This is a genomic window from Microvirga antarctica (assembly GCF_017921815.1).
Taxonomy (GTDB): Bacteria; Pseudomonadota; Alphaproteobacteria; order Rhizobiales; family Beijerinckiaceae; genus Microvirga; species Microvirga antarctica.
The window spans coordinates 1,142,463-1,156,781 of the sequence record NZ_JAGEMM010000001.1 but is presented as its reverse complement, the minus strand read 5'-3'; the positions used below and the strand labels follow the sequence as shown (position 1 = coordinate 1,156,781).

The 14,319-nt window shown below is 64.7% G+C and carries 14 protein-coding genes and 1 pseudogene; 7 read left to right on the top strand and 8 right to left on the bottom strand.

Annotation, left to right across the window (positions count from 1 at the left end; translation table 11 throughout):
• The first annotated feature begins 77 nt into the window (after window positions 1-77).
• The 6 genes from J4G32_RS05580 to J4G32_RS05555 all read left to right on the top strand — a co-directional run bounded on the left by J4G32_RS05580 (window position 78) and on the right by J4G32_RS05555 (window position 6,526).
• On the top strand, window positions 78-1,925 hold the full coding sequence (locus tag J4G32_RS05580) for an ABC transporter ATP-binding protein (protein WP_210485117.1): 1,848 nt from the start codon (window positions 78-80) through the stop codon (window positions 1,923-1,925).
• Between the two features lie 192 nt (window positions 1,926-2,117).
• The gene (petA, locus tag J4G32_RS05575; RefSeq protein ID WP_210485116.1) at window positions 2,118-2,681 is read left to right on the top strand and encodes a ubiquinol-cytochrome c reductase iron-sulfur subunit; all 564 of its coding nucleotides are present in this window, start codon (window positions 2,118-2,120) and stop codon (window positions 2,679-2,681) included.
• A 35-nt stretch (window positions 2,682-2,716) separates the two neighbouring features.
• Window positions 2,717-3,997, top strand: a complete 1,281-nt coding sequence (locus J4G32_RS05570) for a cytochrome b (protein ID WP_210485115.1) — start codon at window positions 2,717-2,719, stop codon at window positions 3,995-3,997.
• A gap of 23 nt (window positions 3,998-4,020) precedes the next feature.
• On the top strand, window positions 4,021-4,884 hold the full coding sequence (locus J4G32_RS05565) for a cytochrome c1 (RefSeq protein WP_210485114.1): 864 nt from the start codon (window positions 4,021-4,023) through the stop codon (window positions 4,882-4,884).
• 156 nt (window positions 4,885-5,040) lie between these two features.
• A complete protein-coding gene (locus J4G32_RS05560; protein ID WP_210485113.1) occupies window positions 5,041-5,928 on the top strand; it encodes an S-methyl-5'-thioadenosine phosphorylase in 888 nt (295 codons plus the stop codon).
• Between the two features lie 52 nt (window positions 5,929-5,980).
• On the top strand, window positions 5,981-6,526 hold the full coding sequence (locus J4G32_RS05555) for an adenine phosphoribosyltransferase (RefSeq protein ID WP_210485112.1): 546 nt from the start codon (window positions 5,981-5,983) through the stop codon (window positions 6,524-6,526).
• Here J4G32_RS05555 and J4G32_RS05550 read toward each other — a convergent pair.
• The 5 genes and pseudogenes from J4G32_RS05550 to J4G32_RS05530 form a co-directional block, all read right to left on the bottom strand.
• Window positions 6,523-7,533, bottom strand: a complete 1,011-nt coding sequence (locus J4G32_RS05550; RefSeq protein ID WP_210485111.1) for a MaoC family dehydratase — start codon at window positions 7,531-7,533, stop codon at window positions 6,523-6,525. The two genes, J4G32_RS05555 and J4G32_RS05550, sit on opposite strands and share 4 nt — an antisense overlap.
• A gap of 248 nt (window positions 7,534-7,781) precedes the next feature.
• Window positions 7,782-7,985, bottom strand: coding sequence for a hypothetical protein (locus J4G32_RS05545; RefSeq protein WP_210485110.1), 204 nt, complete (start codon window positions 7,983-7,985; stop codon window positions 7,782-7,784).
• A 69-nt stretch (window positions 7,986-8,054) separates the two neighbouring features.
• Window positions 8,055-9,152: a redox-regulated ATPase YchF gene (gene ychF / locus J4G32_RS05540; RefSeq protein ID WP_210485109.1), complete on the bottom strand. Its 1,098-nt coding sequence runs from the start codon at window positions 9,150-9,152 to the stop codon at window positions 8,055-8,057.
• Window positions 9,153-9,156: 4 nt separating this feature from the next.
• On the bottom strand, window positions 9,157-9,780 hold the full coding sequence (gene pth / locus J4G32_RS05535; protein ID WP_210485108.1) for an aminoacyl-tRNA hydrolase: 624 nt from the start codon (window positions 9,778-9,780) through the stop codon (window positions 9,157-9,159).
• Window positions 9,781-9,803: 23 nt separating this feature from the next.
• Window positions 9,804-10,498, bottom strand: a pseudogene (locus J4G32_RS05530) (50S ribosomal protein L25/general stress protein Ctc); the annotation flags it as partial.
• Between the two features lie 233 nt (window positions 10,499-10,731).
• Here J4G32_RS05530 and J4G32_RS05525 point away from each other — a divergent pair.
• Window positions 10,732-11,346, top strand: coding sequence for a LysE family translocator (locus tag J4G32_RS05525; protein WP_210485106.1), 615 nt, complete (start codon window positions 10,732-10,734; stop codon window positions 11,344-11,346).
• 89 nt (window positions 11,347-11,435) lie between these two features.
• On the opposite strand, the gene J4G32_RS05520 is transcribed toward J4G32_RS05525, so the two are convergent.
• The 3 genes from J4G32_RS05520 to J4G32_RS05510 all read right to left on the bottom strand — a co-directional run bounded on the left by J4G32_RS05520 (window position 11,436) and on the right by J4G32_RS05510 (window position 14,272).
• A complete protein-coding gene (locus J4G32_RS05520; RefSeq protein ID WP_210485105.1) occupies window positions 11,436-12,368 on the bottom strand; it encodes a ribose-phosphate pyrophosphokinase in 933 nt (310 codons plus the stop codon).
• Between the two features lie 159 nt (window positions 12,369-12,527).
• Window positions 12,528-13,046 carry a hypothetical protein gene (locus tag J4G32_RS05515; protein WP_210485104.1) on the bottom strand — a complete coding sequence of 173 codons (519 nt, stop codon included), beginning with the start codon at window positions 13,044-13,046 and terminating at the stop codon, window positions 12,528-12,530.
• Window positions 13,047-13,111: 65 nt separating this feature from the next.
• Window positions 13,112-14,272 carry a benzoate/H(+) symporter BenE family transporter gene (locus tag J4G32_RS05510; protein ID WP_210485103.1) on the bottom strand — a complete coding sequence of 387 codons (1,161 nt, stop codon included), beginning with the start codon at window positions 14,270-14,272 and terminating at the stop codon, window positions 13,112-13,114.
• Window positions 14,273-14,319: the final 47 nt, after the last annotated feature.

The window sequence follows — 14,319 nt, the reverse complement described above, 5'->3', positions numbered from 1 at the left end:
GACCCTTCCGTCAAGTGAACGGTTGAACGGCGGAGATGTTACAGAGGCCGGCGCGGCTGCGGGCGATCGGGGCGGGAATGTTTGAGTGGCTTGAAAAACAGATCGATCCCTTCGCGCCGTTCAACGAGGAGGAGACGCCTCCGTCGCGCGTCAGCGCCTTTGCGTGGCACTATCTCAAGCCTGTCCGTGGCTGGCTCGTGGTGCTGTTCGTCGCCTCGCTGATCGTCGGACTGTTCGAGGCGTCGCTCTATGTCATTCTGGGCTGGGTAGTCGATATCCTGGCGACATCGACGCCCGCGACCCTGTGGGCCGATCACGGCACGGCGCTTCTCGTGATCGGAAGCGCGATCCTGTTCGTCCGGCCGGTCCTGCATTTCTGCCACGAGGTGATCACCAACCAGATCCTGGTGCCGCAGACCACCAACATGATTCGCTGGCGCACGCACCTTTATACGCTGGGTCACGCGCTGGGGTACTTCCAGGCGGATTTCGCCGGAAGGCTCGCGAACCGCATCACCCAGGGCGGGCCCGCGATCCGCGAAATCGCCGTGACCCTGCTCGACACGCTGCTTTACGTGGCGATCTTCGCGTTCACGGCCCTCGGCCTGTTCTCCAGCGTGAGCCCGTGGCTTGCCCTGCCGATGGGCCTGTGGATCGTCGCCTATATCGCGCTGCTGCGCTATTTCGTGCCGCGGGCACAGGTGCGCTCCCTGCGCGTCGCCGATACCCGCTCGGCCCTCGTCGGCCGGGTGGTGGACAGCTACACCAATATCCTGACCGTGAAGCTCTTTGCCCGGGGTGCCGAGGAGCGGTCGGCGGTGCGCAACGCCATCGCGGCCCATACCCAGGCCTTCCTCAACTCGTTCCGGCTGATCACCGGCGTCGGCGTGGTGCTGACGGTGATGAACAGCCTGCTCCTCGTGGCGACCGGGGGTCTTGCGATCATGCTGTGGATGCGTGGCCTGATGACGAGCGGGGAGGCCGCGACCGGCCTCTCGCTGGTCATGCGGATCCTCGCCATGTCCGGCTGGGTCATGCAGTCGGTCCGCGGCCTGTTCGAGAATGTGGGCGTGGTGCAGGAGAGCATGCAGACCATCGCCCGGCCGCACGGCATCGTCGACGCCCCGGCGGCCGCCGAGTTATTGGTGCCGCACGGAGAGGTCCGATTCGACAAGGTGTCGTTCCACTACGGTCGCGACGAGGGAATCATCGAGGATCTCGATCTCACCATCCGGGCCGGCGAAAAGGTTGGCCTCGTGGGCACCAGCGGCGCCGGCAAGACGACCATCACGTCGCTCCTGCTGCGCCTGCACGAGGTCGAGCGCGGCCGGATCCTCATCGACGGGCAGGATATTGCCGGGGTCAGCCAGGATAGCCTGCGTTCTGCCATTGCCATGGTGACGCAGGACACCTCGCTTCTGCACCGGTCCATCCGCGACAATATCGCCTATGGGCGTCCCCAGGCGAGAGACAGCGAGATCATCCAGGCGGCCAAAATGGCCCATGCGCACGAGTTCATTCTCGAGCTCGAGGACAATCGCGGGCGGCGCGGTTACGACGCCCATGTGGGCGAGCGCGGGGTGAAGCTCTCGGGCGGCCAGCGCCAGCGCATCGCCATTGCCCGCGTGATCCTGAAGGATGCCCCGATCCTGGTGCTGGACGAGGCGACTTCGGCCCTCGATTCGGAGGTTGAGGCCGCCATTCAGGAGGCGTTGTCCACCTTGATGGAAGGCAAGACCGTGCTGGCCATCGCCCATCGCCTCTCCACCATCGCGGCCCTTGACCGGCTGATCGTCATCGATCGGGGACGGATTGTGGAGGAGGGGACCCATGCGGAACTTCTGCGTCGCGGGGGCCTCTACGCCCGATTCTGGCGGCGCCAATCGGGGGGCTTTCTCGGGGCCGACGCGGACGCCACCGGGTAGCGAAAGTGATCTGGAACAAGTCCAATCCACCTATGGACAGGCGAGCTTCGCCATGTCAAAGAGCCTGCGCGTGGCGACGCCCAGTCGCATTGCGCGCGCGTTGGCGCGTATGCTTGTTGCAAACGAAGCAGAGTGCCGGGTGTTTTGACTTGCAAGACATCACCGAACGCGCGGTTCTCGTTTGTTGACGTTATGCTGGAGAGCCAAGTGGCCGACACCACCACTACCCTCGTTGAGCCGACCCGGCGCGATTTCCTCTACATCGCCACGGGCGCTGTCGCTGCCGTCGGCGCGGCGACCCTCGTCTGGCCTTTCGTTCAGTCCCTCACTCCCGATGCCGCAACGGTCGCGGCCGGTGCGCCGGTCGAAGTCGACCTGACGCCGATCGCCGACGGGCAGATCGTCAAGGTCTTCTGGCGCGGCAAGCTGATCTTCATCCGCAACCGCACGCCGGCCGAAATCAAGGCTGCCGAGGACGTGAACATCGCCACGCTGCGCGACCCGCAGGCTGACTCGGCCCGCGTAAAGCCCGGCCACGCCAAGTGGCTCATCGTCTACGGCAACTGCACCCATCTCGGGTGCGTGCCGCTGGGTCACCAGGGCGAGTACGAAGGCTGGTTCTGCCCGTGCCACGGCTCGATCTTCGATACGTCGGGGCGCGTGCGCGGCGGTCCGGCTCCGACCAACCTGCCCGTTCCGCCCTACGCTTTCACCACCGATACGAAGATCGTCATCGGCCAAGAGGTCACGGCGTAACTTTCCGCGACGGTCCATTCGATCAGGCGAAATTCATGAGCCAGCATCCCAGCACCTACATTCCCAAGAGCGCCCTCGGCAAATGGTTTGAAAGCCGTCTGCCCATCGCAGGCCTCGTCCATTCGTCGTTCATCGCCTTCCCGGTCCCGCGGAATCTGAACTACTTCTGGACCTTCGGGGCGATCCTCGTCTTCATGCTGATCTCGCAGATCGTGACCGGCGTGTTCCTGGCGATGTTCTATGCGCCCAACGCCGCGCTGGCGTTCCAGTCGGTTGAACACATCATGCGTGACGTGCATTACGGGTGGCTTCTGCGCTACCTGCATGCCAACGGCGCCTCGATGTTCTTCGTGGCCGTCTACATCCACATCTTCCGCGGTCTCTATTACGGCTCCTACAAGGCGCCCCGCGAGGTGTTGTGGATCCTCGGCGTGGTGATCTACGGCCTGATGATGGCCACCGCCTTCATGGGCTATGTGCTTCCCTGGGGGCAGATGAGCTATTGGGGCGCCACCGTCATCACCAATATCCTGGCGGCGATCCCGGTCATCGGCGACACCATCCAGAGCCTGCTTTGGGGCGGCTATTCGGTCGGCAACCCGACGCTGAACCGCTTCTTCTCGATCCACTACCTGCTGCCGTTCATGATCTTCGGCGTGGTCATCCTGCACGTCTGGGCGCTGCACGTTCCCGGCCAGAACAACCCGACCGGCGTGCCGATCAAGTCCGGCAAGGACGCGATCCCGTTCACGCCTTACGCCACCATCAAGGACATCTTCGCCACCGTCGTGTTCCTGATCTTCTTCGCGTATTTCGTGTTCTACATCCCCAACTTCATGGGCCATGCGGACAATTACGTGCCGGCCAATCCCTCGGTCACCCCGTCGCATATCGTGCCGGAATGGTACTTCCTGCCATTCTACGCGATCCTGCGGGCGATCCCGGACAAGCTCGGCGGCGTCATCGCGATGTTCGCGTCGATCGCGGTGCTGGCCTTCGTGCCGTGGCTCGACACCTCGCGGGTCCGCTCGACAGCCTACCGGCCTCTCTACAAGCAGTTCTTCTGGATCCTCGTCGCCGATGCGATCCTGTTGGGCTGGCTCGGCGCCAAACCGCCCGAGGGCTGGTACGTGATCGTGTCGCAGATCGCCACGGCCTACTACTTCATCCACTTCCTGGTCATTCTGCCTCTGCTCGGCTTTATCGAACGGCCGCTGCCGCTTCCGAATTCGATTCTCGAATCGGTTCTGGGGGCTAAGAAGGGTGGGTCGGGAATGCCAGCCGGCGCCAATGCCGAGCCGCAGATCAAAGGCTGATGAGAGCGCCGGGGAATACTATCATGATGAAGCGTACTCTTCTCATCGCCGCGGCCGTTCTCGGCCTGTCGGCCTCCGCCGCTTCGGCCGCCGAGGCACCGATTCCGCCGCAGCTCAAGTGGAGCTTCCACGGACCCTTCGGCACCTTCGACCGGGCGCAGCTGCAGCGCGGCTTCAAGGTCTATCGCGAGGTCTGCGCGTCCTGCCACGGCCTGAGCTACATCGCGTTCCGCAACCTCGAGGAGCCGGGCGGCCCTGAATTCTCGGCAGCCCAGGTCCGCGCATTGGCGGCGGAATATACGGTCAGGGACGGCCCCAACGACGCCGGCGACATGTTCGATCGCCCGGGCCGCGCCGCCGACCGTTTCCCGAGCCCGTTCGCCAACGAGAATGCGGCAGCGGCTGCCAATGGCGGAAAGGCCCCGCCGGATCTCTCGCTGATGGCCAAGGCCCGCACCTACGAGCGCGGCTTCCCGTGGTTCGTGATCGACATGTTCACGCAATTCGCCGAAACCGGGCCGGATTACGTGTCGGCGATTCTTCATGGCTACAAGGACCCGCCGGCCGGTTTCACCGTCCCGCCGGGCGGCCATTACAACGAGTATTTCCCGGGCCACATCATCGCAATGCCGAAGCCCTTGAGCGACGGTCAGGTCGAATACCCGAAGCTTGAGGACGGCAAGCCCCAGGTTCCGGAGACGGTCGATCAGTATGCCCGCGACGTGACGGCGTTCCTGATGTGGACCGCGGAGCCGCATCTGGAAGCGCGCAAGCGCCTCGGCCTGCAGGTCATCCTCTTCCTCATCCTGCTCTCCGGCCTGCTCTACTTCACCAAGAAGAAGATCTGGGCACGGGTCGGCCACAGCGACGTGGCCTCGCAGAGCTGAGCCTTCAGACTATCAGAGTGACGAAAGGGCCCCGGTTTCGGGGCCTTTTCCGTTGGCGGCGCGTGGCCTAGTGGCAGCAGGCAGGCTTATGATGGCGGCTGATCGCCCGCACGGCCTGCGGTGCGCAAGCTTGCGAGACAGATCGGGAGCGGACGGATGACCAAGGCGGTACTCGGAATCATCGGCGGATCGGGCGTCTACGATCTGCCCGGGCTCGACGACCTGCGCGAGGAGGCCATTGTCTCGCCGTGGGGCACGCCGTGGGGCACGCCGTCCGACGTGCTCCGGAGCGGCCGCATCGGCAACCTCCCGGTGGTGTTTCTCCCCCGGCACGGACGGGGCCATGCCCTGTCTCCCTCGGACATCAATTACCGGGCCAATATCGACGCGATGAAGCGGGCGGGCGTGACCGACCTGATCTCGGTCTCGGCCTGCGGCTCATTCAAGTCGGAGCATTATCCCGGCTCTTTCGTCCTGGTCGACCAGTTCGTCGACCGCACCCATCGCCGTGAGTCGTCCTTCTTCGGCAGGGGCTGTGTCGCCCATGTGCCGATGGCCCACCCGGTCGGTCCGCTGCTCCAGCGCCGGATCGCGGCCGCTGCCAAGGAAGAGGGGGTCCCGGTCGCCCTCGGCGGCACCTATGTGTGCATCGAGGGCCCGCAATTCTCCACCTATGCGGAATCGCTCACCTACAAGGGGCTGGGCTACGACGTGGTCGGCATGACGGCGATGCCGGAGGCCAAGCTCGCGCGGGAAGCCGAGATCACCTATGCGACCATCGCCATGGTGACGGATTTCGATTGCTGGCATCCCGAGCATGACGACGTGGATGTGTCGGCTGTGGTCCAGATGGCACGGCAGAACGCGGCAACGGTCGCAAGGCTGATCGCCCGCATCGCGCGCGACTTCCCGGCCGATCACGAGCCATGCCCGGCCGGCTCCGACCGCGCGCTCGACGGCGCCATCATGACGGCGGTCTCGGCGCGTGATCCGGCGCTCCTGCAAAAGCTCGACGCCGTAGCCGGGCGCGTGCTGGCAGTCTAAACACCGCTTGCCGCCGACAATTGCTCTCCCGTTTCAAATCCCAGGGTCGACCATGGACAAGCGCCTTCTCACCGATCTCAAAGCCGCGATCCGTTCCATCCCGGATTATCCCAAGCCCGGGATTGTCTTCCGCGATATCACCACGCTTCTGGGTGACGCCCGCGCCTTTCGCCGCTCGGTCGACGAGCTCGTCCAGCCCTATGCGGGTGGGCGGATCGACAAGGTGGCGGGGATCGAGGCGCGCGGCTTCATCATCGGCGGAGCGATCGCCCATCAGCTCTCGGCGGGGTTCGTGCCCATCCGCAAGAAGGGCAAGCTACCGCACGAGACCGTGCGGATCGCCTATTCGCTGGAGTACGGCGTCGACGAGATGGAAATCCATTCCGACGCCTTCGGCCAGGATGAGCGGATCATTCTGGTTGACGACCTGATCGCCACCGGAGGCACCGCCATCGCGGCCACCCAGCTCCTGCGACAGATGGGGGCTGAAATCGTCGCCGCGTGCTTCATCGTCGACCTGCCGGATCTTGGCGGAGCGGCGAAGCTTCGGGAGCTTGGGGTCGAGGTCCGAAGCCTGGTGAGCTTCGAGGGCCATTAATCGGTCGGGCGACGCTCCCAGAAGACAGCCCCGTCGAAGGCCAGCACCGGCTCGCCGTACTGGTTGGTGCCCTCATTGTGGTGCGAGGCAATGCCCCAACCCGGCCGCGACGCGGAGTTCCGCTTGCCGGTCAGGGTCGTCCGGTAGCTGATCGTGTCGCCTGCATAAACGGGCTTGTGCCATTTCAGGTTGGTGAAGCCCGGTGACGGCCCGAGACGGGCAATTCGCAAACCGCGGGCGATCGCATCCTTTCGGACGCGGTCGCGATGGGCCGCCATCAACTTCATCCACACGCCTGCCGTGTGCCAGCCGGAGGCGCAGAGCCCGCCGAAGAGACTGTGCCGCGCAGCCTCCGCATCGAGATGAAACAGCTGCGGATCGAACTGGCGGGCGAACCGGATGATGTCGTCGGGCGAAAAGGTGAAGGACCCCAGTTCCATCGTCTCGCCGACCACGAGATCGTCGAGATAAGGATTGGTCGACAGGGACGCCTTGATCTCCGGGATCGGGGGCTCGGTGTTGGCGATCCGGTCTTTCGCCGGCGCGCCTTCGACCGCTGGCGCATCCCGGCGAGCGAACATCACCCAGTTGCTTTGCGTCAGCACCGGTTCGTCGCGCTGGTTGACCATCTCGAAGTGGAACTGGACGAGGCCGATGGTCGGGCGGCTCTTGGACGGGCGCTGGTCGGTCACCCGCATGCGGGACCGCAAGGTGTCGCCCGGCTTGACCGGGCGGAGCCATTGCAGGCCCTCGATCCCTGGCGCGCCCATGCCGGTAGAATCCAGAAGTACGTTGTCGGCGAACAGCCGCATGTTCAACGCGCAGGTATGCCATCCAGATGCGATGAGCGTGCCGACGAAGGTGTCCTTGGCGGCAATCTCGTCGATGTGGAAAGGTTGGGGATCGAATTCCGTCGCGAAAGCGATGATCTCGTCCTTGGAGACCGAAACGGGCCCCATGGTCAGGGTGAGGCCCGGCGTAAAGTCTTCGAAGGCGTAGCGGGTCATCGATGTATCCAGCAGGCGGGATGGGTTGCCGCTCGCGAAAGCGGAAATGACGCCTCGCCTTGTGCGCCAAGGCTTACGCTTGCCGCAACATCTTTTTTGCAGGATTTGCCGTCAGCGAGCTCTGGAACACGACGACTGGTTGCCGATGACACCGCCCTATGGGCCGATTTGGCCCGGTTCTGGCAAAATCGAACGGCCGTCAGGCTCCATAGACGCGTTTCGAACACATGACCGAAAGCGACAATGGCTCAGGCGCGCCGCTCCGGCAGGCGGTGGTCGGCGTGATGGTGGTGCGACAGCAATTGCTGGCTTCCCAGGACAGCGGAGCGGAGGACCGTGAAGGCGAAGCCAAGACCGACGATGAGGCCGACGGCCAGCTCGGCGCTCCCGATTCCGGGCGACACGAGCCCCTCGCCGACGGAATAGACGATGTTTTCCAATGAATTCTGCATGACGCAAACCCTCCCGGCGGTTCAACGCGCCGGGGAGGGGAAGGGTCGGTGTCGTCGTTCACGAAACCGTTAGTTGGCGAACCGGAAATGCAGCACGTCACCGTCATTGACGGGATATTCCTTGCCCTCCAGCCTGAACTTGCCGGCATCTCGGGCACCGGTCTCGCCCTTGAGCGCGATGTAGTCCGGATACGCGATGGTCTCGGCGCGGATGAAGCCTTTTTCGAAATCCGTGTGGATCACGCCAGCGGCCGCCGGCGCCTTGGTGCCCCGGGTGATCGTCCAGGCGCGGGCCTCCTTGGGGCCGACGGTGAAGTAGGTGATCAGGCCCAGCAACTCGTAGCCCGCCCGGATGACCCGGTTGAGCCCGGGTTCCGCCAGGCCGATAGCGTCGAGGTAGTCTTTCTGCTCGTCGGCCGCCAGAACGGCGATCTCGCTTTCGATCTTGGCCGACACCACCACGGCCTTGGCGCCTTCCTGTCTGGCGCGCTCCATCACCTTCTCGGAGAAGGCATTGCCGTGATCGGCCGAGGCCTCTTCCACGTTGCAGACGTAGAGAACCGGCTTGGACGTCAACAGGCCGAGCATCTGGAAGACGCGCTCTTCCTCGGGCTTGCGCTCCACCGCGCGCGCCGGAACGCCCTCTCGGAGCAGCGTCAGGGAGCGGTTGACCAGGTCGAGCGCCTCCTTGGCTTCCTTGTCGTTGCCCTTGGCCTTCTTTTCCAGCGCCTGCACGCGCTTCTCGAGGCTGTCGAGGTCGGCCAGCATCAACTCGGTCTCGATGATCTCGATATCGGCCAGCGGGTCGATCTTGCCTTCCACGTGGGTAATGTCGGTGTCCTCAAAACACCGCACCACGTGGGCGACCGCATCCACTTCGCGGATATTGGCCAGGAACTGGTTGCCGAGCCCTTCGCCCTTGGACGCGCCGCGCACGAGGCCGGCGATATCCACGAAGGTGAGGCGGGTGGGGATGATCTGGCCTGAGCCTGCGATGACAGCGAGCTTTTCAAGGCGTTCGTCCGGCACGGCCACGTCGCCCACATTGGGCTCGATCGTGCAGAAGGGATAATTGGCCGCCTGCGCCGCCGCTGTCTGCGTCAGTGCGTTGAAAAGGGTGGATTTGCCGACATTCGGCAGACCGACGATGCCCATCTTGAAGCCCATGGCCTCACTCCTTGTTGCTGTCGGCCTTTTCGCCAGGCCGTTTGACATCCGTCCAGCCGCTCGCCTCCATGGCGAGGTGGACCTTGTTCTGGAAGCTTGAATCCTCGCCGCGGGCGAGGAGGTCGGCATGGCTTGCGAGCGTGCGGCAGAGATCCTCCACCCACTTCTCCTCGGCCTTGCCGAAATCGCCCAGCACGTAATTCTGGACGAGCGGCTTGTGGCCGGGATGGCCGATGCCGAGCCGGACGCGGCGGTAATCGTTGCCGCAATGGGCGGTAATCGAGCGCAGGCCGTTATGGCCCGCATTGCCGCCGCCGACCTTCACCCGGACCTTGGCGGGCGGCAGGTCGAGCTCGTCATAGAACACGCTGACGTCGCCAAGCGGGATCTTGAAAAAGCGCATGGCGTCGGCGACGGCCCTACCGGACTCGTTCATGAAGGTCTGCGGCCGCAGGATGATGACCTTCTCGCCGGCGATGGTCGCGTCCGCGGTCTCGGCCTGAAAGCGCCGCCGCCACGGCGAAGCGCGGTGCGCGCGCGCGATCGCGTCCACTGCCATGAAACCGATATTGTGCCGGTTCTTGGCGTAGCGGGGGCCGGGATTGCCGAGGCCGACGAAAAGGCGCATCGCGGGGCACACTCATAAGAAACGCCCCGGCCTTGCGGTCGGAGCGTCGAAGCCATTCGGGGGGCGCTGTGCGCCCCTTGAGATGAACCGATCAGGCCTTCGCCGCCGGAGCAGCAGCCGCGGCCTCAGCCGGAGCCGCCTCTTCTTCCTCCATGGCCGACGGGGCCACGATGGTGACGAGGGTCAGGTTTTCCGTGGCGGTCGCCTTGGCGCCGTTCGGCAGCTTGATGTCTTCGATATGGATCGACGAGCCGATATCGAGTTCGGCCACCGAGGCTTCGATGGAATCCGGAATGGAATCGGACGGCACCAGCAATTCGATCGTGTGTTCCACGATATTGACCGTGCCGCCGCGCTTCACGCCCGGGCTCTTCTCCTGGCCCACAACGTGGACCGGAACGACGACCTTGATCGCCTGGCCCTTGGAGAGGCGCAGGAAGTCCACGTGAACGGGGAAATCCCGGACCGGGTCGAGCTGGTAATCGCGCGGGATCGCCCGGGTCTTCTTTCCGTCGACGTCGATCTCGAAGACCGTCGTCAGGAAGTGACCGGCGAAGATCAACCGCTTGGTCTCATTGAAATCGAGGGCAATGCCCGTTGCCGGCTGGCCGGCCCCGTAGATCACTGCTGGTACTTTGCCTTGGCGTCGAACGGCCCGGGCGGCCCCCTTGCCGCTCCGGTCGCGCGCCACGGCCGTGATTTGCTTGATATCGCTCATGGCTGTGGTCCTTCAGAGAATGTGTTGTAAAAACCGAAGGCCGCCAGAGTCCTTGCGAACAATCGGCGGCCGTCAGGTCATGCGCCCGTGCCTCCAAGGGTGTCGAGCGGGCGCGAGGCGGCTTATAGAGAACGCCGCTCGGGATTGCAAGGAAACTAGAGCACGGGTCTTCCGCACGGCCCCGCTTTCGCCTATAGGTTTCGTAATAGTGTTTCTTGTGGCGGGCCCCTCTCATGTCGTTGGATTATACTGCTCTCGCGCTGTTCCTTCTCGCGGCCGTCGCGCTTCTGGGGTCACCCGGCCCTGTCATCGTGTCCCTGGTGGCCACCGGTCGAAAATCCGGCTTTGCCGCCAGCCTGCGCTACTTCGCGGGGATTCAGGTCGGGCTTGCGGTTGCGGCCGGGCTGAGTGCTGCAGGCCTCGTGTCCATCATCCTGGCGGCCCCGCTGGTGGCGAAGGCGATGACGGTCCTGGCGGTGATCTATTTGATCTATCTCGCCTACAAGGTCGCGAGCGCTCCACCCGTCGGGTTCGCCCCGGCCGATCAACCGCGCGATGACGGCTTTTCGCCCCTGGGCGGCCTGTTGCTTGGCCTCGGAAATCCCAAGGGCTACCTCTCGTTCGCGTCGCTGATGGGCTCGTACACCATCCTGCATGCCGCACCGCAGTTCGACGCCATCGCCAAATGGGCGATCTGCGTCGTCGTGATGATCGTGGTGGATCTGATCTGGCTCGGTGTCGGGGTGGCGCTCAACCGGGCGCCGCTCTCGCCGAGAAACGAGCGGATCCTGAATGTGGTGATGGGCTGCACGATCTTCGCCACCGCCCTCCTGGTCTTGGCCGCCTGATATTGGTCGCCTGAACGGAACCGCGTGGCCGGGATGAACGGAGTTGTCGGGCCGGGCCTTTGTCGTCATTCCGGGGCCGGACGCCCCTCCTAGTCGAACAGGCTCGAGACCGAGCTTTCCGTCGCGGTGCGGCCGATGGCTTCGCCCATCAGGTGGGCGATCGGCAGCACGCGGATGTTGTGCGCCACCCGAACGGCCTCGGTGGGCAGGATCGAGTCGGTGATGACGAGCTCCTTGAGGCGCGAATTGGCGATGCGCGAGACGGCACCGCCCGACAGAACCCCGTGGGTGATATAGGCGTAGACTTCCTTCGCGCCGTTGGCGAGAAGCGCTTCCGCCGCGTTTACCAGCGTTCCGCCCGAATCGACGATGTCATCGAGCAGGATGCAGGATCGGCCGGAGACGTCGCCGATGATGTTCATGACCTCGGATTCGCCCGGCCGCTCGCGGCGCTTGTCGACGATGGCAAGCGGCGCATCGATGCGCTTGGCCAGCGCTCTGGCGCGCACCACGCCGCCGACATCGGGCGAGACCACCATCTGGTTGCCGTCGGCGAGCCGCTCCTTGATGTCGCGCACCATGACGGGCGCGCTGAACAGGTTGTCGGTCGGAATGTCGAAGAAGCCCTGGATCTGGCCAGCATGGAGATCGAGGGTGAGAACGCGGTCGGCGCCCGCATTGGTGATGAGGTTGGCGACCAGCTTGGCCGAGATCGGGGTGCGGGCGGCCGGCTTCCGATCCTGCCGCGCATAGCCGAAATAGGGAATCACCGCCGTGATGCGCTTGGCCGAGGAGCGGCGCAGCGCATCGCTGATGATCAAAAGCTCCATCAGGTGATCGTTGGCCGGATAGGACGTCGACTGGATGATGAAGACATCCTCGCCGCGGACATTTTCCTGGATCTCGACGAACACTTCCATGTCGGCGAAGCGCTTCACCTGACACTTGGCCAGCGGGATATTGAGATAGGCGGAGATGGCCTCCGCCAGAGGACGGTTCGAATTTCCCGCAACGAGCTTCATGAAACCATCTTTGGTTCTAAAATGACATGTGGCGCCCACCGCGCGAGATTCGTCGTCGCCCTGGTGCCGGAAGGCGCAGGGGTCTTAGCAGCGATAGGAAACCGTCACAATACGCGGGCGCCCTTAGTGAGGCAGCTTTCTCGTGATGTTGCGGCGACGTCACTCCGCCGCCACAGGCTCTTCATCGAGTGCGACGGTGGCGGTGCGAACCGGCGCTTCCGCCTTCGAGGCGCTCAGGAATTCGGCGATCTCGTCCATGCTCGAATTGGCAAGCCGCGCCAGCGTCTCCTTGTCGAGCGCGGCGAGCGAGGTGTAGCTCACCAGAATAGGGCTCGTGCCGGTGAGGCGCTTGGCCCGCTTGTTTTCGGAATCGAACACGTCCCACACATAGGCGACCTTCGTGCCGCCCTCGGCCTTTTCGGCCGAGAGATAGCCGCGGACGCGGTAGCGGGCCTGGGCGGTGGCTCCGACCAGTTCCACCTTGCGGTCGGTGGCGGCGGTGTTGAGCTCTCCGATCAGGGCCGTGCGCACCTTGCTCGATGGGCCGTCAATGCTCTCAAGCGCAATGGGGATGCCCTCGGGCGATCCGCTGAACGAGCCTCCGGCTCCCTGGCAGGCTCCCAGTCCGGCGATCATCCCCAGGGCGACGAGACGTCCGAAAAGCTTGGTTTCGACCATCACGACCTCGTTGTTTCTTTATCTTGGTAACGAAGTCTTAAGCTTAAGGGGCCGCCGCGTCCAGTTCACCCCCGCGAACGCCAGGCGAGGGCGGCGGCGTCGAGGGCCATGACCAGCAGGCCGGTGGCCAATCCCCAGAAGGCCGAGCCGATTCCGAAGAGCGAGAGCCCCGAGGCGGTCACGGCCAGGGTCAGCACGGCGGCAAACCGCTTGGGCTCGTCGGACAAAGCCGATGTCAGCGCCCCGGTGAACGCGCCGATGAGGGCAAGCCCCGCCACCGTGCGGATGAGATCGGCCGGAAGTGCTGCAATCAGCGCGATGAGATGGGCGCTGAACGCGGCGATCAGCAGGTAGCAGACCGCGTAGGCGATTCCGACCGGCCAGCGCTTGGCCGGATCCGGATGGGTGTCGGGGCCGGTGCAGATCGCGGCCGAGATCGCCGCCAGATTGGTCGTATGGGCACCGAACAGGGCCGAGATCACCGAAGCCGCCCCCGTCACCGCCAGAATGGGCCGCGACGGCGGGGTGTAGCCGGAGGCCCGCAGGACCGCGAAGCCCGGAAGGTTCTGGGACGCCATGGTCACGAGAAAGAGCGGCAACCCGAGGCCAAGGAGCACCACGGGCTCAAAGACCGGGGGAATGAAGGTCAGGCGCGACAGGGCCAACTCCTGGCCGAGGGGTTGCGTCAGTCCCTGACCGAACGCCATGGCCAGTCCGACGATGAGCACCGCCAGCACGGCGAGCGCCGGATTGAACAGCCGCACCACCAGAAACACCGCGACGAGCGGCAGAACGAGGGAAGGCGCTCCTTGCGCACTCTCGAACACCGCCATGACGAAGCGGATCAGCACGCCCGCCAGCATGGCGGCGGCGATCGCTGTCGGAATGCCTTCGATGAGCCGCCCGAAGGGTTTCACCGCGGCTGCCATGACGATGAGCGCGCCTGCCAGCAGGAAGGCCCCCACCGCCGCCCCCATGGAGACGCCGCTCGATGCGGCAATCAGGGCGGCGCCGGGCGTCGACCAGGCGGCCACGATCGGCATGCGGTAGCGCACGCTGAGAATGAGGCTAATGGCCGCCGTGCTCAGGCAGAGGGCCGCGACCCAGGAGGTGGTCTGGTCGGGGCTCGCGCCAACCGCGTGGGCGGCCGCGATGATGATCGCGATGGTGCTGCCGAACCCGACGAGGGCAGCGACCACCGCGGAAGAGACGATCGAGAGGCGCATGCCGGATATCCCTCAGCCGGGGTCAAGCTTCGGCTTAGACCGAAGGG

What these genes read in the sequence shown, in the direction of transcription:
- J4G32_RS05580 (WP_210485117.1), top strand. Translation starts at nt 78, where the DNA reads ATGTTTGAGTGGCTTGAAAAACAGATCGATCCCTTCGCGCCGTTCAAC.
- petA (WP_210485116.1), top strand. Translation starts at nt 2,118, where the DNA reads ATGCTGGAGAGCCAAGTGGCCGACACCACCACTACCCTCGTTGAGCCG.
- J4G32_RS05570 (WP_210485115.1), top strand. Translation starts at nt 2,717, where the DNA reads ATGAGCCAGCATCCCAGCACCTACATTCCCAAGAGCGCCCTCGGCAAA.
- J4G32_RS05565 (WP_210485114.1), top strand. Translation starts at nt 4,021, where the DNA reads ATGATGAAGCGTACTCTTCTCATCGCCGCGGCCGTTCTCGGCCTGTCG.
- J4G32_RS05560 (WP_210485113.1), top strand. Translation starts at nt 5,041, where the DNA reads ATGACCAAGGCGGTACTCGGAATCATCGGCGGATCGGGCGTCTACGAT.
- J4G32_RS05555 (WP_210485112.1), top strand. Translation starts at nt 5,981, where the DNA reads ATGGACAAGCGCCTTCTCACCGATCTCAAAGCCGCGATCCGTTCCATC.
- J4G32_RS05550 (WP_210485111.1), bottom strand. Translation starts at nt 7,533, where the DNA reads ATGACCCGCTACGCCTTCGAAGACTTTACGCCGGGCCTCACCCTGACC.
- J4G32_RS05545 (WP_210485110.1), bottom strand. Translation starts at nt 7,985, where the DNA reads ATGCAGAATTCATTGGAAAACATCGTCTATTCCGTCGGCGAGGGGCTC.
- ychF (WP_210485109.1), bottom strand. Translation starts at nt 9,152, where the DNA reads ATGGGCTTCAAGATGGGCATCGTCGGTCTGCCGAATGTCGGCAAATCC.
- pth (WP_210485108.1), bottom strand. Translation starts at nt 9,780, where the DNA reads ATGCGCCTTTTCGTCGGCCTCGGCAATCCCGGCCCCCGCTACGCCAAG.
- J4G32_RS05525 (WP_210485106.1), top strand. Translation starts at nt 10,732, where the DNA reads ATGTCGTTGGATTATACTGCTCTCGCGCTGTTCCTTCTCGCGGCCGTC.
- J4G32_RS05520 (WP_210485105.1), bottom strand. Translation starts at nt 12,368, where the DNA reads ATGAAGCTCGTTGCGGGAAATTCGAACCGTCCTCTGGCGGAGGCCATC.
- J4G32_RS05515 (WP_210485104.1), bottom strand. Translation starts at nt 13,046, where the DNA reads ATGGTCGAAACCAAGCTTTTCGGACGTCTCGTCGCCCTGGGGATGATC.
- J4G32_RS05510 (WP_210485103.1), bottom strand. Translation starts at nt 14,272, where the DNA reads ATGCGCCTCTCGATCGTCTCTTCCGCGGTGGTCGCTGCCCTCGTCGGG.